General features: G+C 69.8%; 20 protein-coding genes, 1 tRNA gene and 1 pseudogene. 16 read left to right on the forward strand and 6 right to left on the reverse strand.

Going from position 1 to position 18,058, the window contains the following annotated elements:
- Positions 1–28 precede the first annotated feature (28 nt).
- From BXA11_RS25450 to BXA11_RS25460, 3 genes are all read right to left on the reverse strand, one after another.
- On the reverse strand, positions 29–1,414 hold the full coding sequence (locus BXA11_RS25450) for a sensor histidine kinase (RefSeq protein ID WP_051762162.1): 1,386 nt from the start codon (positions 1,412–1,414) through the stop codon (positions 29–31).
- Positions 1,414–2,112 (reverse strand): response regulator transcription factor, encoded by a 699-nt coding sequence (locus BXA11_RS25455; RefSeq protein ID WP_030510292.1) that lies wholly within the window; start codon positions 2,110–2,112, stop codon positions 1,414–1,416. Before BXA11_RS25455 ends, BXA11_RS25450 begins: the two co-directional genes overlap by 1 nt.
- Before the next feature lie 78 nt (positions 2,113–2,190).
- Positions 2,191–2,922, reverse strand: a complete 732-nt coding sequence (locus BXA11_RS25460) for a class I SAM-dependent methyltransferase (protein ID WP_076438510.1) — start codon at positions 2,920–2,922, stop codon at positions 2,191–2,193.
- Between the two features lie 302 nt (positions 2,923–3,224).
- Between BXA11_RS25460 and BXA11_RS25465 the strand changes: the two genes are divergently transcribed.
- On the forward strand, positions 3,225–3,776 hold the full coding sequence (locus BXA11_RS25465; protein WP_030510290.1) for an RNA polymerase sigma factor: 552 nt from the start codon (positions 3,225–3,227) through the stop codon (positions 3,774–3,776).
- The gene (locus BXA11_RS25470) at positions 3,760–4,524 is read left to right on the forward strand and encodes a hypothetical protein (RefSeq protein WP_083744572.1); all 765 of its coding nucleotides are present in this window, start codon (positions 3,760–3,762) and stop codon (positions 4,522–4,524) included. Before BXA11_RS25465 ends, BXA11_RS25470 begins: the two co-directional genes overlap by 17 nt.
- Before the next feature lie 9 nt (positions 4,525–4,533).
- Here the strand turns inward: BXA11_RS25470 and BXA11_RS25475 are convergent, their stop codons facing one another.
- Positions 4,534–5,553, reverse strand: coding sequence for an adenosine deaminase (locus BXA11_RS25475; RefSeq protein ID WP_076438558.1), 1,020 nt, complete (start codon positions 5,551–5,553; stop codon positions 4,534–4,536).
- A gap of 74 nt (positions 5,554–5,627) precedes the next feature.
- Between BXA11_RS25475 and BXA11_RS25480 the strand changes: the two genes are divergently transcribed.
- Entirely contained in the window at positions 5,628–6,128 is a 501-nt protein-coding gene (locus BXA11_RS25480; protein ID WP_030510287.1) for a SigE family RNA polymerase sigma factor, read from the forward strand.
- Positions 6,125–7,123, forward strand: a complete 999-nt coding sequence (locus BXA11_RS25485) for a PASTA domain-containing protein (protein WP_076438512.1) — start codon at positions 6,125–6,127, stop codon at positions 7,121–7,123. Before BXA11_RS25480 ends, BXA11_RS25485 begins: the two co-directional genes overlap by 4 nt.
- Before the next feature lie 196 nt (positions 7,124–7,319).
- Here BXA11_RS25485 and BXA11_RS25490 read toward each other — a convergent pair whose 3' ends face one another.
- Positions 7,320–8,525 (reverse strand): pyridoxal phosphate-dependent aminotransferase, encoded by a 1,206-nt coding sequence (locus BXA11_RS25490; protein ID WP_030510285.1) that lies wholly within the window; start codon positions 8,523–8,525, stop codon positions 7,320–7,322.
- Positions 8,526–8,760: 235 nt separating this feature from the next.
- Here BXA11_RS25490 and BXA11_RS25495 point away from each other — a divergent pair.
- The 6 genes from BXA11_RS25495 (at position 8,761) to BXA11_RS25520 (ending at position 11,911) form a co-directional block, all read left to right on the forward strand.
- Positions 8,761–8,833, forward strand: a tRNA-Trp gene (locus BXA11_RS25495).
- Positions 8,834–8,908: 75 nt separating this feature from the next.
- Positions 8,909–9,166, forward strand: a complete 258-nt coding sequence (gene secE, locus BXA11_RS25500; RefSeq protein WP_030510284.1) for a preprotein translocase subunit SecE — start codon at positions 8,909–8,911, stop codon at positions 9,164–9,166.
- Between the two features lie 55 nt (positions 9,167–9,221).
- Entirely contained in the window at positions 9,222–10,004 is a 783-nt protein-coding gene (nusG, locus tag BXA11_RS25505; protein WP_030510283.1) for a transcription termination/antitermination protein NusG, read from the forward strand.
- Between the two features lie 94 nt (positions 10,005–10,098).
- Entirely contained in the window at positions 10,099–10,530 is a 432-nt protein-coding gene (rplK, locus tag BXA11_RS25510; RefSeq protein ID WP_030510282.1) for a 50S ribosomal protein L11, read from the forward strand.
- 71 nt (positions 10,531–10,601) lie between these two features.
- Positions 10,602–11,315: a 50S ribosomal protein L1 gene (rplA, locus tag BXA11_RS25515; RefSeq protein WP_076438514.1), complete on the forward strand. Its 714-nt coding sequence runs from the start codon at positions 10,602–10,604 to the stop codon at positions 11,313–11,315.
- Between the two features lie 98 nt (positions 11,316–11,413).
- Positions 11,414–11,911, forward strand: coding sequence for a MarR family winged helix-turn-helix transcriptional regulator (locus tag BXA11_RS25520; protein WP_076438516.1), 498 nt, complete (start codon positions 11,414–11,416; stop codon positions 11,909–11,911).
- A gap of 7 nt (positions 11,912–11,918) precedes the next feature.
- Here BXA11_RS25520 and BXA11_RS25525 read toward each other — a convergent pair whose 3' ends face one another.
- Positions 11,919–13,136 (reverse strand): amidohydrolase family protein, encoded by a 1,218-nt coding sequence (locus tag BXA11_RS25525; protein WP_076438518.1) that lies wholly within the window; start codon positions 13,134–13,136, stop codon positions 11,919–11,921.
- A gap of 189 nt (positions 13,137–13,325) precedes the next feature.
- Between BXA11_RS25525 and BXA11_RS25530 the strand changes: the two genes are divergently transcribed.
- The 6 genes and pseudogenes from BXA11_RS25530 to BXA11_RS25555 all read left to right on the forward strand — a co-directional run.
- Positions 13,326–14,183 carry an SCO4651 family lipoprotein gene (locus BXA11_RS25530; protein WP_076438520.1) on the forward strand — a complete coding sequence of 286 codons (858 nt, stop codon included), beginning with the start codon at positions 13,326–13,328 and terminating at the stop codon, positions 14,181–14,183.
- Positions 14,184–14,406: 223 nt separating this feature from the next.
- A complete protein-coding gene (gene rplJ / locus BXA11_RS25535) occupies positions 14,407–14,931 on the forward strand; it encodes a 50S ribosomal protein L10 (protein ID WP_030510277.1) in 525 nt (174 codons plus the stop codon).
- A gap of 78 nt (positions 14,932–15,009) precedes the next feature.
- Positions 15,010–15,405 (forward strand): 50S ribosomal protein L7/L12, encoded by a 396-nt coding sequence (gene rplL, locus BXA11_RS25540; protein ID WP_076438522.1) that lies wholly within the window; start codon positions 15,010–15,012, stop codon positions 15,403–15,405.
- A 233-nt stretch (positions 15,406–15,638) separates the two neighbouring features.
- On the forward strand, positions 15,639–16,127 hold the full coding sequence (locus tag BXA11_RS25545; RefSeq protein WP_076438523.1) for a hypothetical protein: 489 nt from the start codon (positions 15,639–15,641) through the stop codon (positions 16,125–16,127).
- Positions 16,124–16,630, forward strand: a complete 507-nt coding sequence (locus BXA11_RS25550) for a hypothetical protein (RefSeq protein WP_083744576.1) — start codon at positions 16,124–16,126, stop codon at positions 16,628–16,630. The genes BXA11_RS25545 and BXA11_RS25550 overlap by 4 nt, the downstream gene beginning before the upstream one ends.
- 420 nt (positions 16,631–17,050) lie before the next feature.
- Positions 17,051–18,058 (forward strand): annotated as a pseudogene (locus BXA11_RS25555) (DNA-directed RNA polymerase subunit beta); the annotation flags it as partial.

Consider the following 18,058-nt stretch of genomic DNA (forward strand, 5'->3'; position numbering starts at 1 on the left):
CGGCGGTGATAGGAGCTGTGCTCGTTAACTACCCGCCAGTAGCCTTTTGCATCGCGGGAAGCGCGATGTGTACGGCCGTCCCTTCGCCGGGGGAGGAGACGATCCGGCAGCGGCCGCCGTGCGCCTCCACGATGGCCTTCACGATCGACAGGCCGAGCCCCGCCCCGCCGGACAGGTGCACCTCTCCGCGCTGGAAGCGGTCGAAGGCGCGCTCCGCCTGCTCCGGACTCATCCCCGGCCCGGTGTCGCGCACCTCGATCGTCACCGACTCCGGGGCACGCAGCAGCCGTAAGGTGGCCCGGGTGCCCTCGGGGGTGTGTGCCCGCACGTTGCCGAGCAGGTTGACGAGCACCTGGCGCACCCGGGCCTCGTCCACGGTCGCGACCAGGGAGGGCGGGGCCTCCACCGTCACGGGGTACGCGGGATCGAGGGCGGCCGAGTCGGCGGCGACCTCGCGGGCCATCTCGGTCAGGTCGGTCTCGTCGAGCGCGAGCGCGGCGCCCCGGTCGAGCCGCGCGAGTTCCAGCATCTCTCCCACCAGGCGGCCCATGCGGTTGGCCTCGGCCTCGATCCGCCCCATGATCTTGGGCAGGTCCTCCGGCGGGATCGCCCCGGCCCGGTACAGCTCGGCATACCCGGAGATGGTCGACAGCGGGGTGCGCAGCTCGTGGGAGGCGTCGGCGGCGAAGCGGCGCACGCGCTCCTCCGACGCCTCGCGGTCGCGGAAGGCGTCGGCGATCCGGTGGAGCATGAGGTTGATCGCCGCGCCGAGCCTGCCGACCTCCGACGGCCCCTCGGGCATCCGGGCCGACAGGTCGACTCGCTCGGCCACCAGGTGGGCGGTGCCCGCCATCTTGCCGAGAGGCGCGAGACCACCGGCGATCAGCAGCCGCCCGCCCGCGGCCAGCAGCAGGATCAGCACCCCGCCGGTCGCCAGCTCGCTGATCAGCAGGTGGCGCACCGGGTCGTCGACCGCGTCCAGGGGCACCGCGACGACCACCAGCCGCAGACCGCTCGGCGACATCGCCACCGCCGCGATCATGTCGTGGTCGCGGCTCGGGTCGAGGTCGAACGTGCGGCCCTGCGCCGCGTACGCCAGCAACCTCTCCTTGCCCAGCGTCTCGGCCAGCCCGGGGACCGCCGCGGCGTCGGCGGCGTCGCCGCTGACCAGATGGGCGCGGTCCTCGGTGAGGTCGTAGGCGGCGAGGGCATAGGTGGAGCCGGTCAGCGCCTGTTCGAGCGGGTCGCCCACGACCACCCGGCGTGCCGCCGTGACGGTCGCCGCCACCACCTGTCCCTCCAGCCGCGTACGCAGGTGGCCGCGCAGGACGAGGACACTGACGAGGGAGAACACGACGAGCAGGACAGCGCTCACCCCGAGCAACCCGGCGAGCAGGCGTGTCCTGAGCGACATCAGGAATCCTGGGGAGGCCGCAGCGCGTATCCGATGCCGCGCTGGGTGTGGATCAGCGGCGGTCCGAGTGGGTCGAGCTTGCGGCGCAGGTAGGAGATGTAGGTCTCCAGCACCTGCGAACTCCCGCCGTAGCCCCAGACCTCCTCCAGCAGCCGCCGCTTGGTGAGCACCAGGCCGGCGTTGGACATCAGGAAGGCCAGCAGGCGGAACTCGGTCGGCGACAGCTCCACGGGGACGCCGCCGCGACGCACCTCCCAGCGCGCCTCGTCGAGTTCCAGGTCGGCCACCCGGAGGATCGGCCCGTCCGCCCGCTCGGCCGCGGCCGGCACCGTCGTACGGCGCAGCACGGCGCGGATCCGCGCGACCAGCGCCTCGACGGAGAAGGGCTTGGTGACGTAGTCGTCGCCACCGAGCGTCAGCCCGCGCACTGTGTCGGCGACCGCGTCGCGGGCGGTGAGGAAGATCACGGGAGGGTGCACTCCGCCGGCGCGGATCCGCCGGCACACCTCGAAGCCGTCGATGTCGGGCAGCATGACGTCGAGGACGACCAGGTCGGGCTGGTCCCTCAGGACCTCGCCGAGCGCCGCGGCCCCCGTGCCCACGGCCGTCACCCGGAAGCCGTGGAATCTGAGCGCGACTTCCACGACGTCCCGGATGTTTGGCTCGTCCTCGACGACGAGGATCCTGGTTTCACTCATGAGGGACCCATTGTGCAGGTAGAAGGCATTTGCCGCACAATTACGGTCTCCGTGGCCGCTCCACGCGGCGGTCGCGCGTCAGCGCGGGACGCGGGCCACGCAGAACACGGTCTGGCCGAACGGCGGGCGGACGAACCGCTCGATGAGCCGGGTCAGCGGCACGACGGTGCGGTCGTAGATCTTGACGAGCCGGGGGTCGGGGTAGCCCACGCCGCCCCGCCGCACGGCCGCCCACCAGGCGATGCCGCCGAGGAAGTTGATCGGCTTGAGCACCTGGACGTCGAGGCCGGCGTCGGTCACGGTCTTGCGCAGAGTGGCGGGGGTGTAGCGGGTGACGTGCCCCACCTTGCGGTCGAAGTCCCCGTAGAGCTGCATGTAGCCGGGCACCCAGATGATGATGCGCCCGCCGGGAGCGGTCACCTTGGCCAGCGACCGCAGCGCCTCGGCGTCCTCCTCGATGTGCTCGAGGACGTTCATCATCACGACGGTGTCGACCGGGTCGGCCAGGGGGATCTCGGTCGGCAGGCCGAACTGGAGCACCGACACGTCGTCGCGGTCGGCGAACCTCTTGCGCAGCTGCTCCACGCAGTAGGGATCGAAGTCGCTGACCACGAGCCGGTCCAGGCGCGGCAGGAACTGCTCGGCGAAGTGCCCGAGACCCGAGCCGATCTCCAGGAGCGACCGCCCGACGTGCGGTGCGACCATGTCGAACTCGTACTGCCGGTAGTTCTTGGCCTCGTCGCCGCCGAGGTGGTTCTCCAGAGCCTCGTCCCCGGCCGCCGGCTGGACTACTCGGTCATACCCAGACATAGGATCCTCGATCTGCACGCTGACGGTCGTGGAAAGTGTAGTGCCCGCCCCATTGGCGGGCGTCCGCTTCGCCGGAGGGGCCGCGGATGACGGCTTCGGCCCGCACTGTTCTCATGGCGGTACTGTGAATCCTTCGATGCCACGGTGAATCTTTCTGCGGCGCCATTCTTTCGACGGCACGTTTCTCGGCGAGCACTGTTCGTCGGGGGGCACCGTTCTTCAGGGAGCACTGTGGACGAGATGCCCGCCTGATCGTAGGCTTCACCTCCATCCCGCCCCCCGATTGCCCCCGATTGCCCCTGATGGACGACGACGAGGCAGTGACCCGCGCCCTGGCCGGTGACCTTGACGCCTACGAGGTGCTGGTCACCCGATACAGCGCGGTCGCCCACCGGACGGCGAGCCTGCTCGGGGCGGCCGACGAGGCGGAGGACGTCGTCCAGGAGGCGTTCGTCAAGGCGTTCCGCCACCTCAAGGGTTTCCGCCGGGGCTCGTCCTTCCGCCCGTGGCTGCTGCGCATCGTGGCCAACGCGACCCACGACCTCACCCGGTCGCGCGGCCGCCGCTCCGACCTCGCCGTACGGCTGGGCCGCGAGCGGGAGCCGTACGGACCAGGGGATCCCGAGGACCCGGAGGACGCGGCCGTGGACGCCGACGGCAGGACCCGCCTGCTGGAGTCCGTACGCGCGCTGCCCGACGGGGAACGCGAAGCCGTGGTCTGCAGGTATTTCCTGCAGTTGTCCGAGGCGGAGACGGCCGAGGTCCTCGGCGTGCGCCTCGGCACGGTGAAGTCGCGGACGTTCCGGGCCCTGCGGCGCCTGCGGGAGGAGGTGGGCCGTGAGCACCTCGGATGACAGGGATCCGATCGCACCGGAGGACCTCGAGTCACGGCTGCGGGCCCTCGGCGAGGACCTGGCGGTGCCCCCTGCGCCGCCTCCCGCCGACCTGGCGCGCGCCGTACGCGCCCGCCTCGAAGACGGCCGGGCCCACGACGGGCGCGCCGGCGACAGGACACGGCGGCGGGCCGCATGGCGGCCGCCGCCGCGCGTGGCGGCAGCGGCGGTGGCGGTGCTGATGGCCGTGCTGCTCGGGGCCACTCCCCAGGGCCGGGCCGCGGTGGTGTCGGTGCTGCGCTTCGCGGGCGTCGAGATCCACGTGGGCGGTGCCGGGCCGCTGCCCACGGGGGTGCCGGGCCCGTTGCCCGGCGAGCGCCGGGTGACGCTGGAGGAGGCGCGGCGGACCGCCCGCTTCCCCGTCGCCGTGCCGTCCGCGCTCGGCGCGCCGGCCGACGTACGCGTCGCCGACGGCGGCCGGGTGGTGACGCTCCTGTGGCCGGGCGTCCGGCTCGACGAGTTCGACGGCACGCTGAGCGTCGTCTGGCGCAAGGAGCTCGGAGAGCCGTGGCCGGATCAGGTGGGCGCGGTCGGCGGATGGTGGATCCAGCAGCCCCACGGGGTGTCGTACATGCCGTCGGCCGGCGGCGCGCCGCAAGAGGCGCGGGTGGCAGGGCCGACGCTCATCTGGCAGCACAAGCTGGTCGGGCTGCGGCTGGAGGGGCCGGACCGCGACGAGGCCGTGCGGATCGCCCTCTCGGTCCGGTGAACGGCGGACTCACTCGGGGGAGGCGAGCCAGGCGTCGATCTCGCCGAGCAACTCCTTCTTCACCGCGTCGGGCGCCGTCGACGACCGGATCGACTGCCGGGCCAGCTCGGCGAGCTCGGCGTCGGCGAAGCCGTACACCTCCCGGGCGAGCTCATACTGCGGCAGCAGCCGGGCACCGAACAGCAGCGGGTCGTCGGCGCCGAGGGCGATCGGCACCCCGGCCTCGAAGAGCCGCCGCAGTGGCACGTCCTCGGGCCGTTCCGCCACCCCGAGGCCCACGTTGGACAGCGGGCACACCTCACAGGTGATCTGCCGGTCGGCCAGCCGTTCCATCAGGCGGGGCGACTCGGCCGCGCGCACCCCGTGCCCGATCCGGTCGGCGCCCAGGTCGTCGAGGCATTCCGCGACGCTCGCCGCGCCCAGCAGCTCGCCGCCGTGCGGCACGGCGAGCAGCCCCGCACGCCTGGCGATCCGGAAGGCGTGCTCGAAGTCCCTGGCCCGGCCGCGCCGCTCATCGTTGGACAGGCCGAAGCCCACCACGCCCCTGCCCTGGTAATGCGCCGCCAGGCGGGCCAGCGTCCTGGCGTCGAGCGTGTGCCGGGTGCGGTTGGCCGCCACGATCACCGCCATGCCGATCCCGGCCTGCCGGGCCGCCTTCTCCGTCGCGTCGAGGACGAGTTCGAGTGTCTCGGTCAGCCCGCCGAACCGCTGGGCGTACCCGGACGGGTCGACCTGGATCTCCAGCCAGCGCGACCCCTCCCGGGCCTCGTCCTCGGCGGCCTCGCGCAGCAGCCGGTGGACGTCCTCGGGACGGCGCAGCACCGACCGCGCGATGTCGTACAACCGCTGGAACCGGAACCAGCCGCGCTCGTCGGTCGCCCGCAGTTTCGGCGGCCAGTCCTCCACCAGAGCGTCGGGAAGGTGGACGCCCTGCTCCCGGGCGAGCTCGATCAGCGTCGAATGCCGCATCGAGCCGGTGAAGTGCAGGTGCAGGTGTGCCTTGGGGAGCGTGTTTAGTGGACGTGCCATCTCCATATGTTGCCGCATGTCGCTCTCAACCCGTCGCGGGGTTGGCGCGTTGGGGAGGGGCGAAAGGGGAGCTCATGACCGAAGAAGACGAGGCGGCCTTCGACGAGTTCCTGGCCGCGCGCAGCACCGCCCTCCTGCGCACCGCGATCCTGGTCTGCGGCGCCTCTGCGTCGGATGCCGAGGACATGGTCCAGAACGCGCTGGAGAAGGTCTACCGGCACTGGCCGCGGATCCGGCACGACAACCCCGAGGCGTACGCGCGCCGGGTCGTGGTGAACGGCGCGATCAGCAAGGCCAGGCGGCGCAAGGTGCTCCAGGAGATCACCTTCGCCCAGCCGCCGGAGACACCTGTGGAATCGCCGGACCTCGGCCTGCGCGACGTGCTCGTCACCGAACTCAGGAAGTTGCCGGCCCGGATGCGGGCCGTACTGGTCCTTCGCTACTGGGAGGACATGTCGGAGGCCGAGACCGCCGCGCTGCTCGGCTGCTCGGTCGGCACCGTCAAGAGCCAGGCCGCCCGTGGCCTGGCACGCGTGCGCGCACGCATGGAGAACCTGGAAGGAGCGTCCGCATGAACGTCGAAGAGGCACTGAGAGAGGCCATGGCCGCTCAGGTCGCGGGCGTGCACGCGTCGCCGTCGCTGGGCCAGGCGGTCCGGCGGGGCAACCGCCGCCACGCCGTCAGATTTCGTGTGGCGGGGGCGGTCGTGCTCGCCGGGGCGGTCGCCGTGGGCGTGCCCGTGGCGTTGACCGCCCGGCCCGACACCGCCTCCAACCCCGGCAGCCTCGCCGGGACCGGCGCCGGCGGCCAGGGAGGTCCGGCCGCGTCCGCGGCCGCCTCCGGCGACACCGTCGCCACGCCGGAAGTGCTCGTCCCCGACGTGGTCGGCAAGCGCGCCGTGGAGGTCGACGCCATCCTGAAGGAGGCCGGCTACACGGTGAAGGTCATGAAGATGGTCAACGACGACGCCCCGGCGGGCACGGTCTTCGCCCAGATGCCGCAGCCCGGGACGGCCGCTCCCCCCGGGGCGGCGGTCACGATCATGATCGCCACAACGGCCGGTCCGACCCCCGCCCCTTCGGAGGGCGCCGAGGGGGCGGGGATGCCCCAGGACCTCGGCGACCTGGGGGACGGCCGGACGCTCGGCGGTGTGCACCTCGGCTACCTGCCCGAACGGCTCGAATGGGGCAAGTGGTCCGGCAAGGACGGGTTCGGCAAGGAGACCTACACCACGAGCTGGGTGGAGCCCGGCCTGGAACCCGGCATGTACAACGTCCAGATGGTCGTCTACCGGAAGGACGCCGCGAGCGTGCTGGCCAAGCGCATGCAGAGCTTCGCCGCGCAGGGCGCCGAGCCGGTCGAGGTCGGCGGCAGGAAGGCCTACCTGGTCAGCGTGTCGGAGGGCGGCGACCGGATCCTGGACGGCGGCACCCGGACGATCGTGTGGACCCTCGCGCCCGGCGTCGGGGCCGAGGTCATGATCAGCCCTGACTACGCGGCCAAGCTCGGCACGGCGGAGGCCGACAAGGAGCTGAAGAAAATCGCCGCCGGAGCCGCCCTCGGCAAGTGACGCCACCCCGATCCGGGCCCCGCGTTCCGTGGTGAGCTTCGCGATCACGCCCGGAGCATGACGAAGGCCCGGTCCCGCTTTCGGGGGACCGGGCCTTCGCACCGGAATCCGTGGCGTCCAGGAGGACTCGGTTCTCAGCGGGTCTCCGTTGCCGGTGCGCCTCGATGCCGGGTCGGCTGAATCTTTCAGTGGGCCGTCAGTGGGCCTCGGCCAGGAGCTTGGTCACCCGGCTGACGCCCTCGGTCAGGTCGTCGTCGCCCAGCGCGTACGACAGGCGGAAGTAGCCGGGGGTGCCGAACGCCTCGCCGGGCACCAGCGCGACCTCGGCCTCCTCAAGGATGAGCTCGGCCAGCTCGGCCGAGGTCTGCGGACGCTTGCCGCGGATCTCCTTGCCCAGCAGCGCCTTGACCGACGGGTACGCGTAGAACGCGCCGAACGGCTCGGGGCAGACCACGCCGGGGATCTCGTTGAGCATCCGGACCATGGTCTGGCGGCGCCGGTCGAACGCCGCGCGCATCCGGGCGACGGCCGACAGGTCGCCGGAGACGGCCGCGAGCGCGGCGGCCTGGGCGACGTTGGAGACGTTCGAGGTGGCGTGGGACTGCAGGTTCGTCGCCGCCTTGACCACGTCGGACGGGCCGATCAGCCAGCCCACCCGCCAGCCGGTCATCGCGTACGTCTTGGCCACGCCGTTCAGCACGACGACCCGGTCGCGCAGCTCGGGGACGGCGGTGGCAATGCTGGAGAACTGCGCCTCGCCGTAGACCAGGTGCTCGTAGATCTCGTCGGTCACGACCCACAGGCCCTTGTCCAGGGCCCAGCGGCCGATCTCCTCGACCTGGGCGGGGGAGTAGACGGCCCCCGTCGGGTTGGACGGCGAGACGAACAGCAGGACCTTGGTGCGGTCGGTCAGCTTCTCCTCGAGCTGCTCGACCGAGGCCAGGTAACCGGTGGTCTCGTCGGTGACCACGTCGACCTGGACACCGCCCGCGAGCTTGATCGCCTCCGGGTACGTCGTCCAGTAGGGCGCCACGACCAGGACCTCGTCACCGGGGTCGAGCAGCGTGGCGAACGCCTCGTAGACCGCCTGCTTTCCGCCGTTCGTCACCAGGACCTGAGCGGCCTCGACCTGGAACCCGCTGTCGCGCAGCGTCTTGTCGGCGATCGCCTGCTTGAGCTCCGGCAGGCCCCCGGCCGGCGTGTACTTGTGGAACCGGGGGTTCCGGCACGCCTCGACGGCCGCCTCGACGATGTAGTCGGGCGTGGGGAAATCGGGCTCGCCGGCGCCGAAGCCGATGACCGGGCGACCGGCCGCCTTCATCGCCTTGGCCTTGGCGTCCACGGCCAGAGTCGCGGACTCGGAGATCGCGGATATACGTGCGGAGATGCGAGGTCGCGTCATGCCTCCATCGTTCCAGACGCGCCACGCGGTTTCGTCTCCATATCCAGGATGCGGACGGGTTCGCACGGTAGCTTTAGACCGCACACGAACGGCACCCGAGCCGCCTCCGGGCGGTGCGGTGGCCGTGTGGTTCGACGGAGTGGTGAATCCCGCGTACACTTCACCGACTAGTGGGCCACGTGAACGACGGGACGGACGCTCCGGCGCGTTTCTCGGGTATCGTGGTGCACGGCTTAGGGCACTAGCGCAATTGGTAGCGCACCGGTCTCCAAAACCGGCGGTTGGGGGTTCGAGTCCCTCGTGCCCTGCGGAGTGCGGTCCGCGCAACAATGGCGTGAAAGCGCGCCGCAACTGCGACGGACACGACGGATCAGGTGAGGACTGTGGCGATCGACACCCGCGGTGAAACCGCTGGCAAGCCAGGCAAGCCGACCAGTGAGAAGAAGGCAAAGCGCACCTCGCCCGCTCTGTTCTACCGGCAGGTCGTCGCCGAGCTGCGCAAGGTCATCTGGCCCCGGCGTAATGACCTGATCTCGTACACCGTAGTTGTCCTGGTCTTCGTTGTGATCATGGTTGGGCTCGTGTTCGGGATCGATACGCTGCTGGGTAAGGCAGTGCTCTGGCTCTTCGGCGGATCCTGATCCGGTCCGAGACGTCACAGCACGTCAAGACACCAAGCGAAGAAGGAAGAGTCCCGTGTCCGAGTCCCCGATGCCGGCCGACCGCTCCCATGATGAGCATGACGAGTGGGGCACCGAGCAGGACGAGGCCGTAGCAGAGGTCGAGGAGACCGAGGAGACCACGGTCGCCGACTCAGACGGCGGTGACGGCGGCGAAGACTCGGCCGAGGCCGCCGCGCAGGTCGACGAGGACGGTGACGTCCTTCCGGATGTCGACCCGGTCGAGGAGTTCAAGCGTCAGCTTCGCGGTCAGTTCGGCGAGTGGTACGTCATCCACTCGTACGCCGGTTACGAGAACCGCGTGAAGCAGAACATCGAGAGCCGTATCGGGTCCCTCAACATGGAGGACTTCATCTTCCAGGTCGAGGTGCCGACCCACACGATCACGGAGTTCAAGGGCGGCAAGAAGACTCCGATCAAGGAGCGCGTGCTTCCCGGCTACGTTCTGGTCCGGATGGACCTGACCGACGAGTCCTGGGCCGCGGTGCGCAACACGCCCGGTGTGACCGGCTTCGTCGGCCTGTCCAACAAGCCGAGCCCGCTGAACCTCGACGAGGTCGCCAAGCTGCTGGCCCCGGAGCCTTCCGAGGAAGTCAAGAAGGCCACGACCAAGACCGCCACCGCGACCGTCGACTTCGAGGTCGGCGAGTCCGTCACGGTCATGGACGGGCCGTTCGCCACGCTGCCGGCCACGGTCAGCGAGATCAGCGCCGAGTCGCAGAAGCTCAAGGTCCTCGTCTCGATCTTCGGTCGAGAGACCCCGGTCGAGCTGTCGTTCAACCAGGTCTCGAAGATCTGAGCGCCTCGCGTAGACTCGATAGCCGTCCTCACGCACGCCCTGTTTCGGCGTGCCCGTGAGGCTTTTGTAGGACAAAGGACCCGGAGAAAGACAAATGCCTCCAAAGAAGAAAGTCGCGGCCCTGGTGAAGGTCCAGCTTCCCGCTGGGCAGGCCACCCCCGCGCCGCCGGTCGGTACCGCGCTCGGTCCGCATGGCGTCAACATCATGGACTTCGTCAAGCAGTACAACGCGGCGACGGAGGCCCAGCGGGGCAACATCATCCCCGTCGAGATCACCATCTTCGAAGACCGCACCTTCACCTTCATCACGAAGACGCCGCCGGCGCCTGAGCTGATCAAGAAGGCCGCCGGTCTGCAGAAGGGCAGCGCGAACCCGCACAAGGACAAGGTGGGCAAGCTGACCCGCGAGCAGCTTCGCCAGATCGCCGAGACCAAGATGCAGGACCTCAACGCGAACGACGTCGAGGCCGCCGAGAAGATCATCGCCGGCACCGCCCGCTCCATGGGCATCACCATCGCCGACTGACTCTCAGCGGTGACCATCGCAGTGGGAGGGCCCGCGCAGGCCCGGACCACGATCTCCACGAGGAGCATGAAGTGAAGCGCAGCAAGAACTGGAAGAACGCGGCGGCCGAGGTCGACCGCGCGGCCCTGTACGCCCCGCTCGACGGCGTGCGGCTGGCCAAGAAGACCGCGACCACGAAGTTCGACGCGACCGTCGAGGTCGCCCTGCGGCTGGGCGTCGACCCGCGCAAGGCCGACCAGATGGTCCGTGGCACCGTCAACCTCCCGCACGGCACCGGCAAGACCGCCCGGGTCCTGGTCTTCGCGACCGGTGACCGTGCCGAGGAGGCCCGCGCGGCGGGCGCCGACATCGTCGGCTCCGACGAGCTGATCGACGAGGTGTCCAAGGGCCGTCTCGACTTCGACGCGGTCGTCGCCACCCCGGACCTGATGGGCAAGGTCGGTCGTCTGGGCCGCGTGCTCGGCCCCCGCGGCCTCATGCCGAACCCGAAGACCGGCACGGTCACGCCCGCCGTGGCCAAGGCCGTCACCGACATCAAGGGCGGAAAGATCGAGTTCCGGGTCGACCGGCACGCGAACCTGCACTTCATCATCGGCAAGGCGTCCTTCGACGACCGTCAGCTGGTGGAGAACTACGCGGCGGCGCTGGACGAGGTGCTGCGTCTCAAGCCGTCGGCGGCCAAGGGCCGTTACCTCAAGAAGGTCACCTTCACCACGTCCATGGGCCCGGGCATCCCGGTCGACCCGAACGTGACGCGGGGGATGACCGCCGAGATCGACGCCTGAGCCGTCACCCCGGCCGATACGACGACGGAAGCCCCCGCCCTTTCGGGCGGGGGCTTCCGCGCGTCTGCCGATAATCAGACGGCGAATAAACTCGGCCCGTGACCGAAGAGCGCAGGGATTCCGTCGATCACATCCTCGACCAGTGGCAGCGCGAGCGGCCCGACCTGGACCTGTCGGCCATGGGGGTCTTCGGTCGCGTCGCCCAGGTGGCCCGGGTGGTCGAGGGCCGGGTCGAGGAGGTCCTCAACCGGCACGGCCTGCGCTCGGGGGACTTCGACGTGCTGGCCGCGCTGCGCCGTTCCGGCCCGCCGTACACGCTGATCCCGTCCGAGCTGTCGGACATGGTGATGATGTCGCGTGCCGGCATGACCAGCCGGCTCGACCGGCTGGAGGCCGCCGGACTGGTCGAGCGCAGTCTCGACCCGGCCGACCGGCGCAGCTTCAAGATCTCGTTGTCGGAGAAGGGGCGCGAGGTCATCGACGCGACGCTCACCGACCACGCGGCGAATCTCGCCGGGCTCGCGTCGGGGCTGGCCGCGGAGGACGCCGCGACGCTCGATCGGTTGCTGCGCGACCTCCTGGGCGCCCTCGCGTAGGCCGTGGTCAGGCCCGGGTCTGCCGCACGCCGCGGCGCCAGACCTCGCGAAGGGCGCGCGTTGCGGTGATGTCGCGAGTCGGGTCGCCGTCCACCAGCAGCAGGTCCGCGCGCAGGCCCGGCGCGATCCGGCCCCGATCGTGCAACGCGAACAGCCGTGCGGGGACGGCGGTGGCCGCGGCGAGCGCCTCCTCGCAGGTGAGGCCCGCCTCGGTGAGCAGCGCCAGTTCGCGGTGCATGCTCACGCCGTGCGGCGGAGCGAGGAAGTTGGCGTCGGTGCCCGCCACCACGGCCGCGCCCGCGGTGTGCAGAGCCCGGGTCGCGCCGAAGGCGTTGACGAGGCCGCGCGGGTGCACCGGGACCGCCCCGGGGTCCCTGCGGGCGGTCCCGGCCGTCCCCTCCGGGAGGCGTGACACGATGCGCTCGTCCTGGAGGACCTCGGCGCCGCCCTCGCCTCCCGTGATCACTTCGATGTAGCTGAGCGTGCTGACCACGAAGACGCCCTGCCTCGCGATGCGCGCGGCCAGTTCGGCCACGTACGGATCCTCGGGCCCGAGGTCGTGGAAGACGTGGGTGAGCGCGTCGACGCCCGCGTCGAGGGCGATGGCCGCTTCCCGGGCGGTGGCGATGTGCGCGACGGCCATGAGCCCCGCCGCGTGCCCGGCCTCGACCAGGGCGGCCACGACGCCGGGGGACAGCACGGGCAGGTCCAGTCCGGCGGTGGAGCCGTCGTCAATCACGATCTTCAGGTAGTCGGCGCCCTCGGCCAGCCGCGCTTCGACGAACGCCTCGGCCTCGCCCGCGTCCGCGATCGTGTCGAAGGGGCCCACGGCATCGCCCACGTGCTCCAGCCCGGCGGCCTCGGCCGCCATGATCTGGCTGGGGTGCCCTCCCGGCGCGGTCGCGAGCACTCCCGAACTGCGCAGGTCGGCCACGTCGTCGCGGTCCGCCGCGAGCCGCCGCTGTCTGGCCAGGTTGGACGGCAGACAGAACATGTCGAGCTCGGTGGTAACCCCGAAGGCCAACGCTTGGGCGAGCATGCCGTCGGAGACGTGCGTGTGGGCGTCGAGCAGTCCGGGGAGCAGTGTCCCGCCCAAGCCGTCGATCTCGGCGTCGGTCCGCCCTCCGTCCCACTCCGTGATCCGGTCGTTCTCGATGAGCACGTCTGCCCGGGGAATGGCACGCTCCCCGTCGAATACCCGCACGTCCTTGATCAGCGTACGCATGGCTCTCCTTCGCCGTCCGTATTTGGTTTCATGTCAGATAGTACGGAGGCTAACTATCAGGAAGCAAACGAGAGCGATGTGGAGGTTTTGTGCACATCTCATGGGGTTCTGCCCGGTAGCGACGCGCTGTCGGCGTTAGGCGCATAGGGTCAAGGGCAGGTAAAGGGGGACACCGAAGGGATGGAAACAATGCGACGACTACTGGTGGCCGCCGGTGCGGTGGCCGCGATCACGGTCGCGGGATGCGGGACGACCGCGACTCCGTCTCTCCAGAACGCACAGCTCTCGGCAGCCGAGGCCATCCAGCAGACCGCGCAGAAGGCCGGCGACGTCAACACCTATGCCGCGGACCTCGTGGTGAACGTCACCGACGCCAAGGGCGGTCAGGGTGGGGTCATTCAGGGGACCATGCTCTTCCAGAAGACCCCGCAGATCGCCTCCGACATCAACCTCAGCCAGGTGGCGTTCAACGGGCAGAACGTGCCCGGCGGAGTGCGGGCGATCCTTCAGGGCGACGTGGCGTACGTGAAGCTCGACATGCTCAGGACCCTGGTGGGCGCCACCAAGCCGTGGATCAGGCTCGACCTGAAGCAGCTCGGCTCGCAGGCCGGCGTGAACATCGACCAGTACCTCGCCCAGGCCCAGCAGTTCGACCTGAAGACGAGCGTGGCCATGCTCACGGCGTCCAAGGACGTCAAGTCGGTGGGCAGCGAGCAGGTCGGCGGGGTGGACACGACCCACTACTCGGGCTCGTTCCCGGTGGCCGAGGCGGTCAAGCAGCTTCCCGAGGACCAGCGCGGCCGGATGCAGGGCGAGCTCGCGAACGCCAAGGACGTGAGGTTCGACGCCTGGATCGACGCCCAGGGCCTGCCGCGCAAGGTCGAGCTGAACGGCGGCAAGCCGGACGCCGGCGCGTTCAAGGCCACGGCGATGTTCAAGTCGTTCAACGAGCCGGTCTCGATCGAGGCGCCGGCCGCCGACCAGGTCGGTGAGCTGCCGCAGACGCTGCCGCACGCCGCGCAGCAGCCCTCCGGCACCGGAAGCTGATTTGGCGTCCTGCCGGTTGACAACGTAGTCTGTCTCCTGCCGAAGACCGCCGGTCGTCACCAGGCCCACAGCCCGGTGACCGAAGGATCCACGTGAGTGGACGGCCCGCGTAGGTGTGGAGACGCTTGAGGACGTTCGACGTCCATCCAAGCCCCGTGCGCCTGCGCCGGGGCTTGTCTGTTTTCTGAGGGCCTTCGCCGGCGGCACATCTGGAAGGAGGCCCATGGCGAAGGCGGAGAAGAGCGTCGCGATCGCCGAGCTCAAGAGTGAGTTCGAGGGATCCAGCGCCGCCGTTCTGACCGAATACCGCGGTCTCACCGTCGCTCAGCTCAAGCAGCTGCGCGTCTCTCTCGGTGGGAATGCGAAGTTCGCCGTGGCGAAGAACACGCTTACGAAGATCGCGGCCAACAACGCCGGGATCACCTCCCTGGACGACCTGTTCCAGGGCCCGACCGCCATCGCGTTCGTCAAGGGTGACGTCGTGGAGGCGGCCAAGGGTCTGCGTGACTTCGCCAAGGCCAACCCCCTCCTGGTGATCAAGGGCGGTGTCGTCGACGGCAAGTCGATGACCCCCGACGAGATCACGAAGCTTGCCGACCTTGAGTCCCGCGAGGTGCTCCTCGCGAAGCTGGCCGGCGCGCTGAAGGCCAAGCAGTCCCAGGCTGCCGCCACCTTCGCCGCGCTGCCCACCACGATGGCTCGACTGGCCGAGGCTCTGCGCGCCAAGCGCGAAGAGGCCGGCGAGTAGGTCCGCGCAGCGGACGGGGGAAGCGCGCACCGCGGTCCCTTTACACGTTTTTTGCTAGATCCACTGGAGGAACACATCATGGCGAAGCTCAGCACCGACGAGCTGCTCGAGACCTTCAAGGAGATGACCCTTCTTGAGCTGTCCGAGTTCGTGAAGGTCTTCGAGGAGACCTTCGACGTCAAGGCCGCCGCTCCGGTCGCCGTCGCCGCCGCTCCGGCCGCCGGTGGCGCCGGTGGTGCCGCCGAGGAGGCCGAGGAGCAGGACGAGTTCGACGTCATCCTCGAGGCCGCCGGCGACAAGAAGATCCAGGTCATCAAGGAGATCCGCGCCCTGACGAGCCTGGGCCTCAAGGAGGCCAAGGACCTCGTGGACGGCGCTCCGAAGCCGGTCTTCGACGGCAAGGTCAACAAGGAGCAGGCCGAGAAGGCGAAGGCCGCCCTGGAGGGCGCCGGCGCCACGGTCACCGTCAAGTAAGACGGTCTCGCAACACGCTTCACCGAAGGGGCGGGTCCATCCAGGTGCCGGATGGGACCGCCCCTTTCGCATGCCCGGACGCCGTACGGAATCCAGACCCTATGGGCAGGGCAGGCCCGTTGATCTATCGTGCGGGATAGGGAGTGTCCGACGCGGGACATGGTTCGCCGGACACGACCTCCGCGCGACGTGAACGGGCCGAGACGACGACCGGGTGCTCAGGAGGTGCGGGGATGCGGCGCGCGCTGACCGTCGGGCTCGTGCTCCTCGTGGTCGCGTCGGCCCTGGCGGTCCGGTACCTCGCCCAGGCCCGTACGGAGGCCCTCGCGGCGGCAGAGGACCGCGAGATGGCCGTACGGGCCGCCGCGGCGCACGCCGTGAGCCTCATGTCGATCGACCACCGCCGCATCGACGACGACATCAAACGCGCCCTGGCGACCTCCACGGGCCCGGAGCGGGCGCAGTACGCCGCCGGGCAGGCGGCCCTCAGGGCCGCCACGCTGAAGAACAAGGCCGTGCAGACGGGCGTCCTGCGGGCCTCCGCGCTCGCCTCCCTCGGCGGCGACCGGCGCACGGCACAGGTGCTGATCGTCGGCGACGCGGTGATCCACTGGGAGGACGGCAGGAAGGCCCCTCCGGAGGAGCGCTTCTTCCGCTGGCGCATGGACGTCACGAAGGCCTCGGGCCTGTGGCTGGTCTCGCGGGCGGAGCTGGTGCGGTGAGGCGCCTGCTGCGGGCGCTGGCGGCCCTCGTGGCGGCCGGGCTGGCCGTCGCGGCAGTGTGGTTGCTGCTCGATCTGCGCCGCCTCCAGGCCACCGAGAGAGCCTCCGGAGAGGCCCTCTCCGCCGCCCGGTCCTACGCCCCCGACATGTTGTCGTACGACTACCGTACGATCGACCGGGACATGCAGAGGGCGGGAGCGCACGCCACCGGGCAACTGGCGGAGCACTACCGGACGCTCGCGGCGACGCTGGGACCGCAGGCGCGCGAGCGGCGGACCGTGCAGCACGCGGTCGTGGCCGCCGCCGGCGTGGAGTCGGCGACGCCGGAAGAGGTCCGGGTGCTGCTGTTCGTGAACATGGTCACGACGCGGTCGGGCCCGGGTCAGGACGAGCCGAAGCAGCAGGTCAGCCAGGGGAGAGCACGCCTGGTCATGGTGACGCAGGGCGACGGCTGGCGGGCCTCCCGGCTGTCCACGCTCCTGGGGGACACGCCCGTTCCCTGAGCCCGTGGCTAAATTGTTAGTAAAGAAGACGTTTAAGCCGTGCCAGTGGCTGGGTATCCAAGGCACGGTGGCGTCGACCGACGGTCAGCGTTGGGTCGTTCGCGTGACTGAGCGTTACCCGTCTCCGGTCCCGGGTAGGGACTGGATCCCCGGCGCTCGCTCAGTCGCGAGGGCAGAAAAACCCAGCGTGACCCCTGTCGGTTAGGCGAAATGTCGGCTCCCGGGCTTGACGTTTCGGCGCTGACGGGTGATGCTGCCACCAACGTGGAGCGCAGAGCGATAGCGGAGTGGACAGGTGTATGCCGATCGGCTACACTGCCCCTTTGCGCTGCCCTTTGACGACCGTCTCTCTGAGTAACTCTTAGTCCTGGTCGTCTGGCGTGCGTGTAGTCAGTCCGCGAGCCCTCGGAAGGACATCTGTTGGCAGCCTCGCGCAACGCCTCCGCCGTACCCGCCGGTCCCCGAACCGTGTCGTTCGCACGAATCGAGGAGCCGCTCGAAGTACCCGACCTTCTCGCCCTGCAGACCGAGTCCTTTGATTGGCTGCTCGGAAACGAGAAATGGAAGGGCCGGGTTGAGGCGGCTCGCCAGGCCGGGCGCAAGGACGTCCCGGCCCAGTCAGGTCTCGAAGAGATCTTCGAGGAGATCAGTCCCATCGAGGACTTCTCCGGAACCATGTCTCTGTCGTTCCGGGACCACAGGTTCGAGCCGCCCAAGTACTCAGTCGATGAGTGCAAAGACAAGGACATGACCTACTCCGCCCCGATGTTCGTCACGGCGGAGTTCATCAACAACACCACAGGTGAGATCAAGAGCCAGACGGTCTTCATGGGCGACTTCCCGCTCATGACGTCGAAGGGCACGTTCATCATCAACGGCACCGAGCGTGTCGTGGTCTCCCAGCTCGTCCGTTCCCCGGGTGTCTACTTCGACCGCTCGGTCGACAAGACGTCCGACAAGGACCTGTTCGGCTGCCGGGTGATCCCGTCGCGCGGCGCGTGGCTCGAGTTCGAGATCGACAAGCGCGACAGCGTCGGCGTGCGCATCGACCGCAAGCGCAAGCAGCCGGTCACGGTGCTGCTGAAGGCGCTGGGCTGGACCAGCGACCAGATTCTGGAGCGTTTCGGTCAGTACGAGTCGATGCGGGCGACCCTGGAGAAGGACCACACCTCCGGCCAGGACGACGCGCTGCTCGACATCTACCGCAAGCTGCGTCCGGGCGAGCCGCCGACCAAGGAGTCGGCGCAGGCGCTGCTGGAGAACCTGTACTTCAACCCGAAGCGCTACGACCTCGCCAAGGTCGGCCGTTACAAGATCAACAAGAAGCTGGGCGTTCAGGCCGACATCACCCAGGGCACGCTGACCGACGAGGACATCGTGTCCACCATCGAATACCTCGTCCGGCTGCACGCCGGTGAGGAGACGATG

The sequence above is a fragment of the Microbispora rosea genome (assembly GCF_900156315.1).
GTDB classification, from domain to species: Bacteria; Actinomycetota; Actinomycetes; order Streptosporangiales; family Streptosporangiaceae; genus Microbispora; species Microbispora rosea.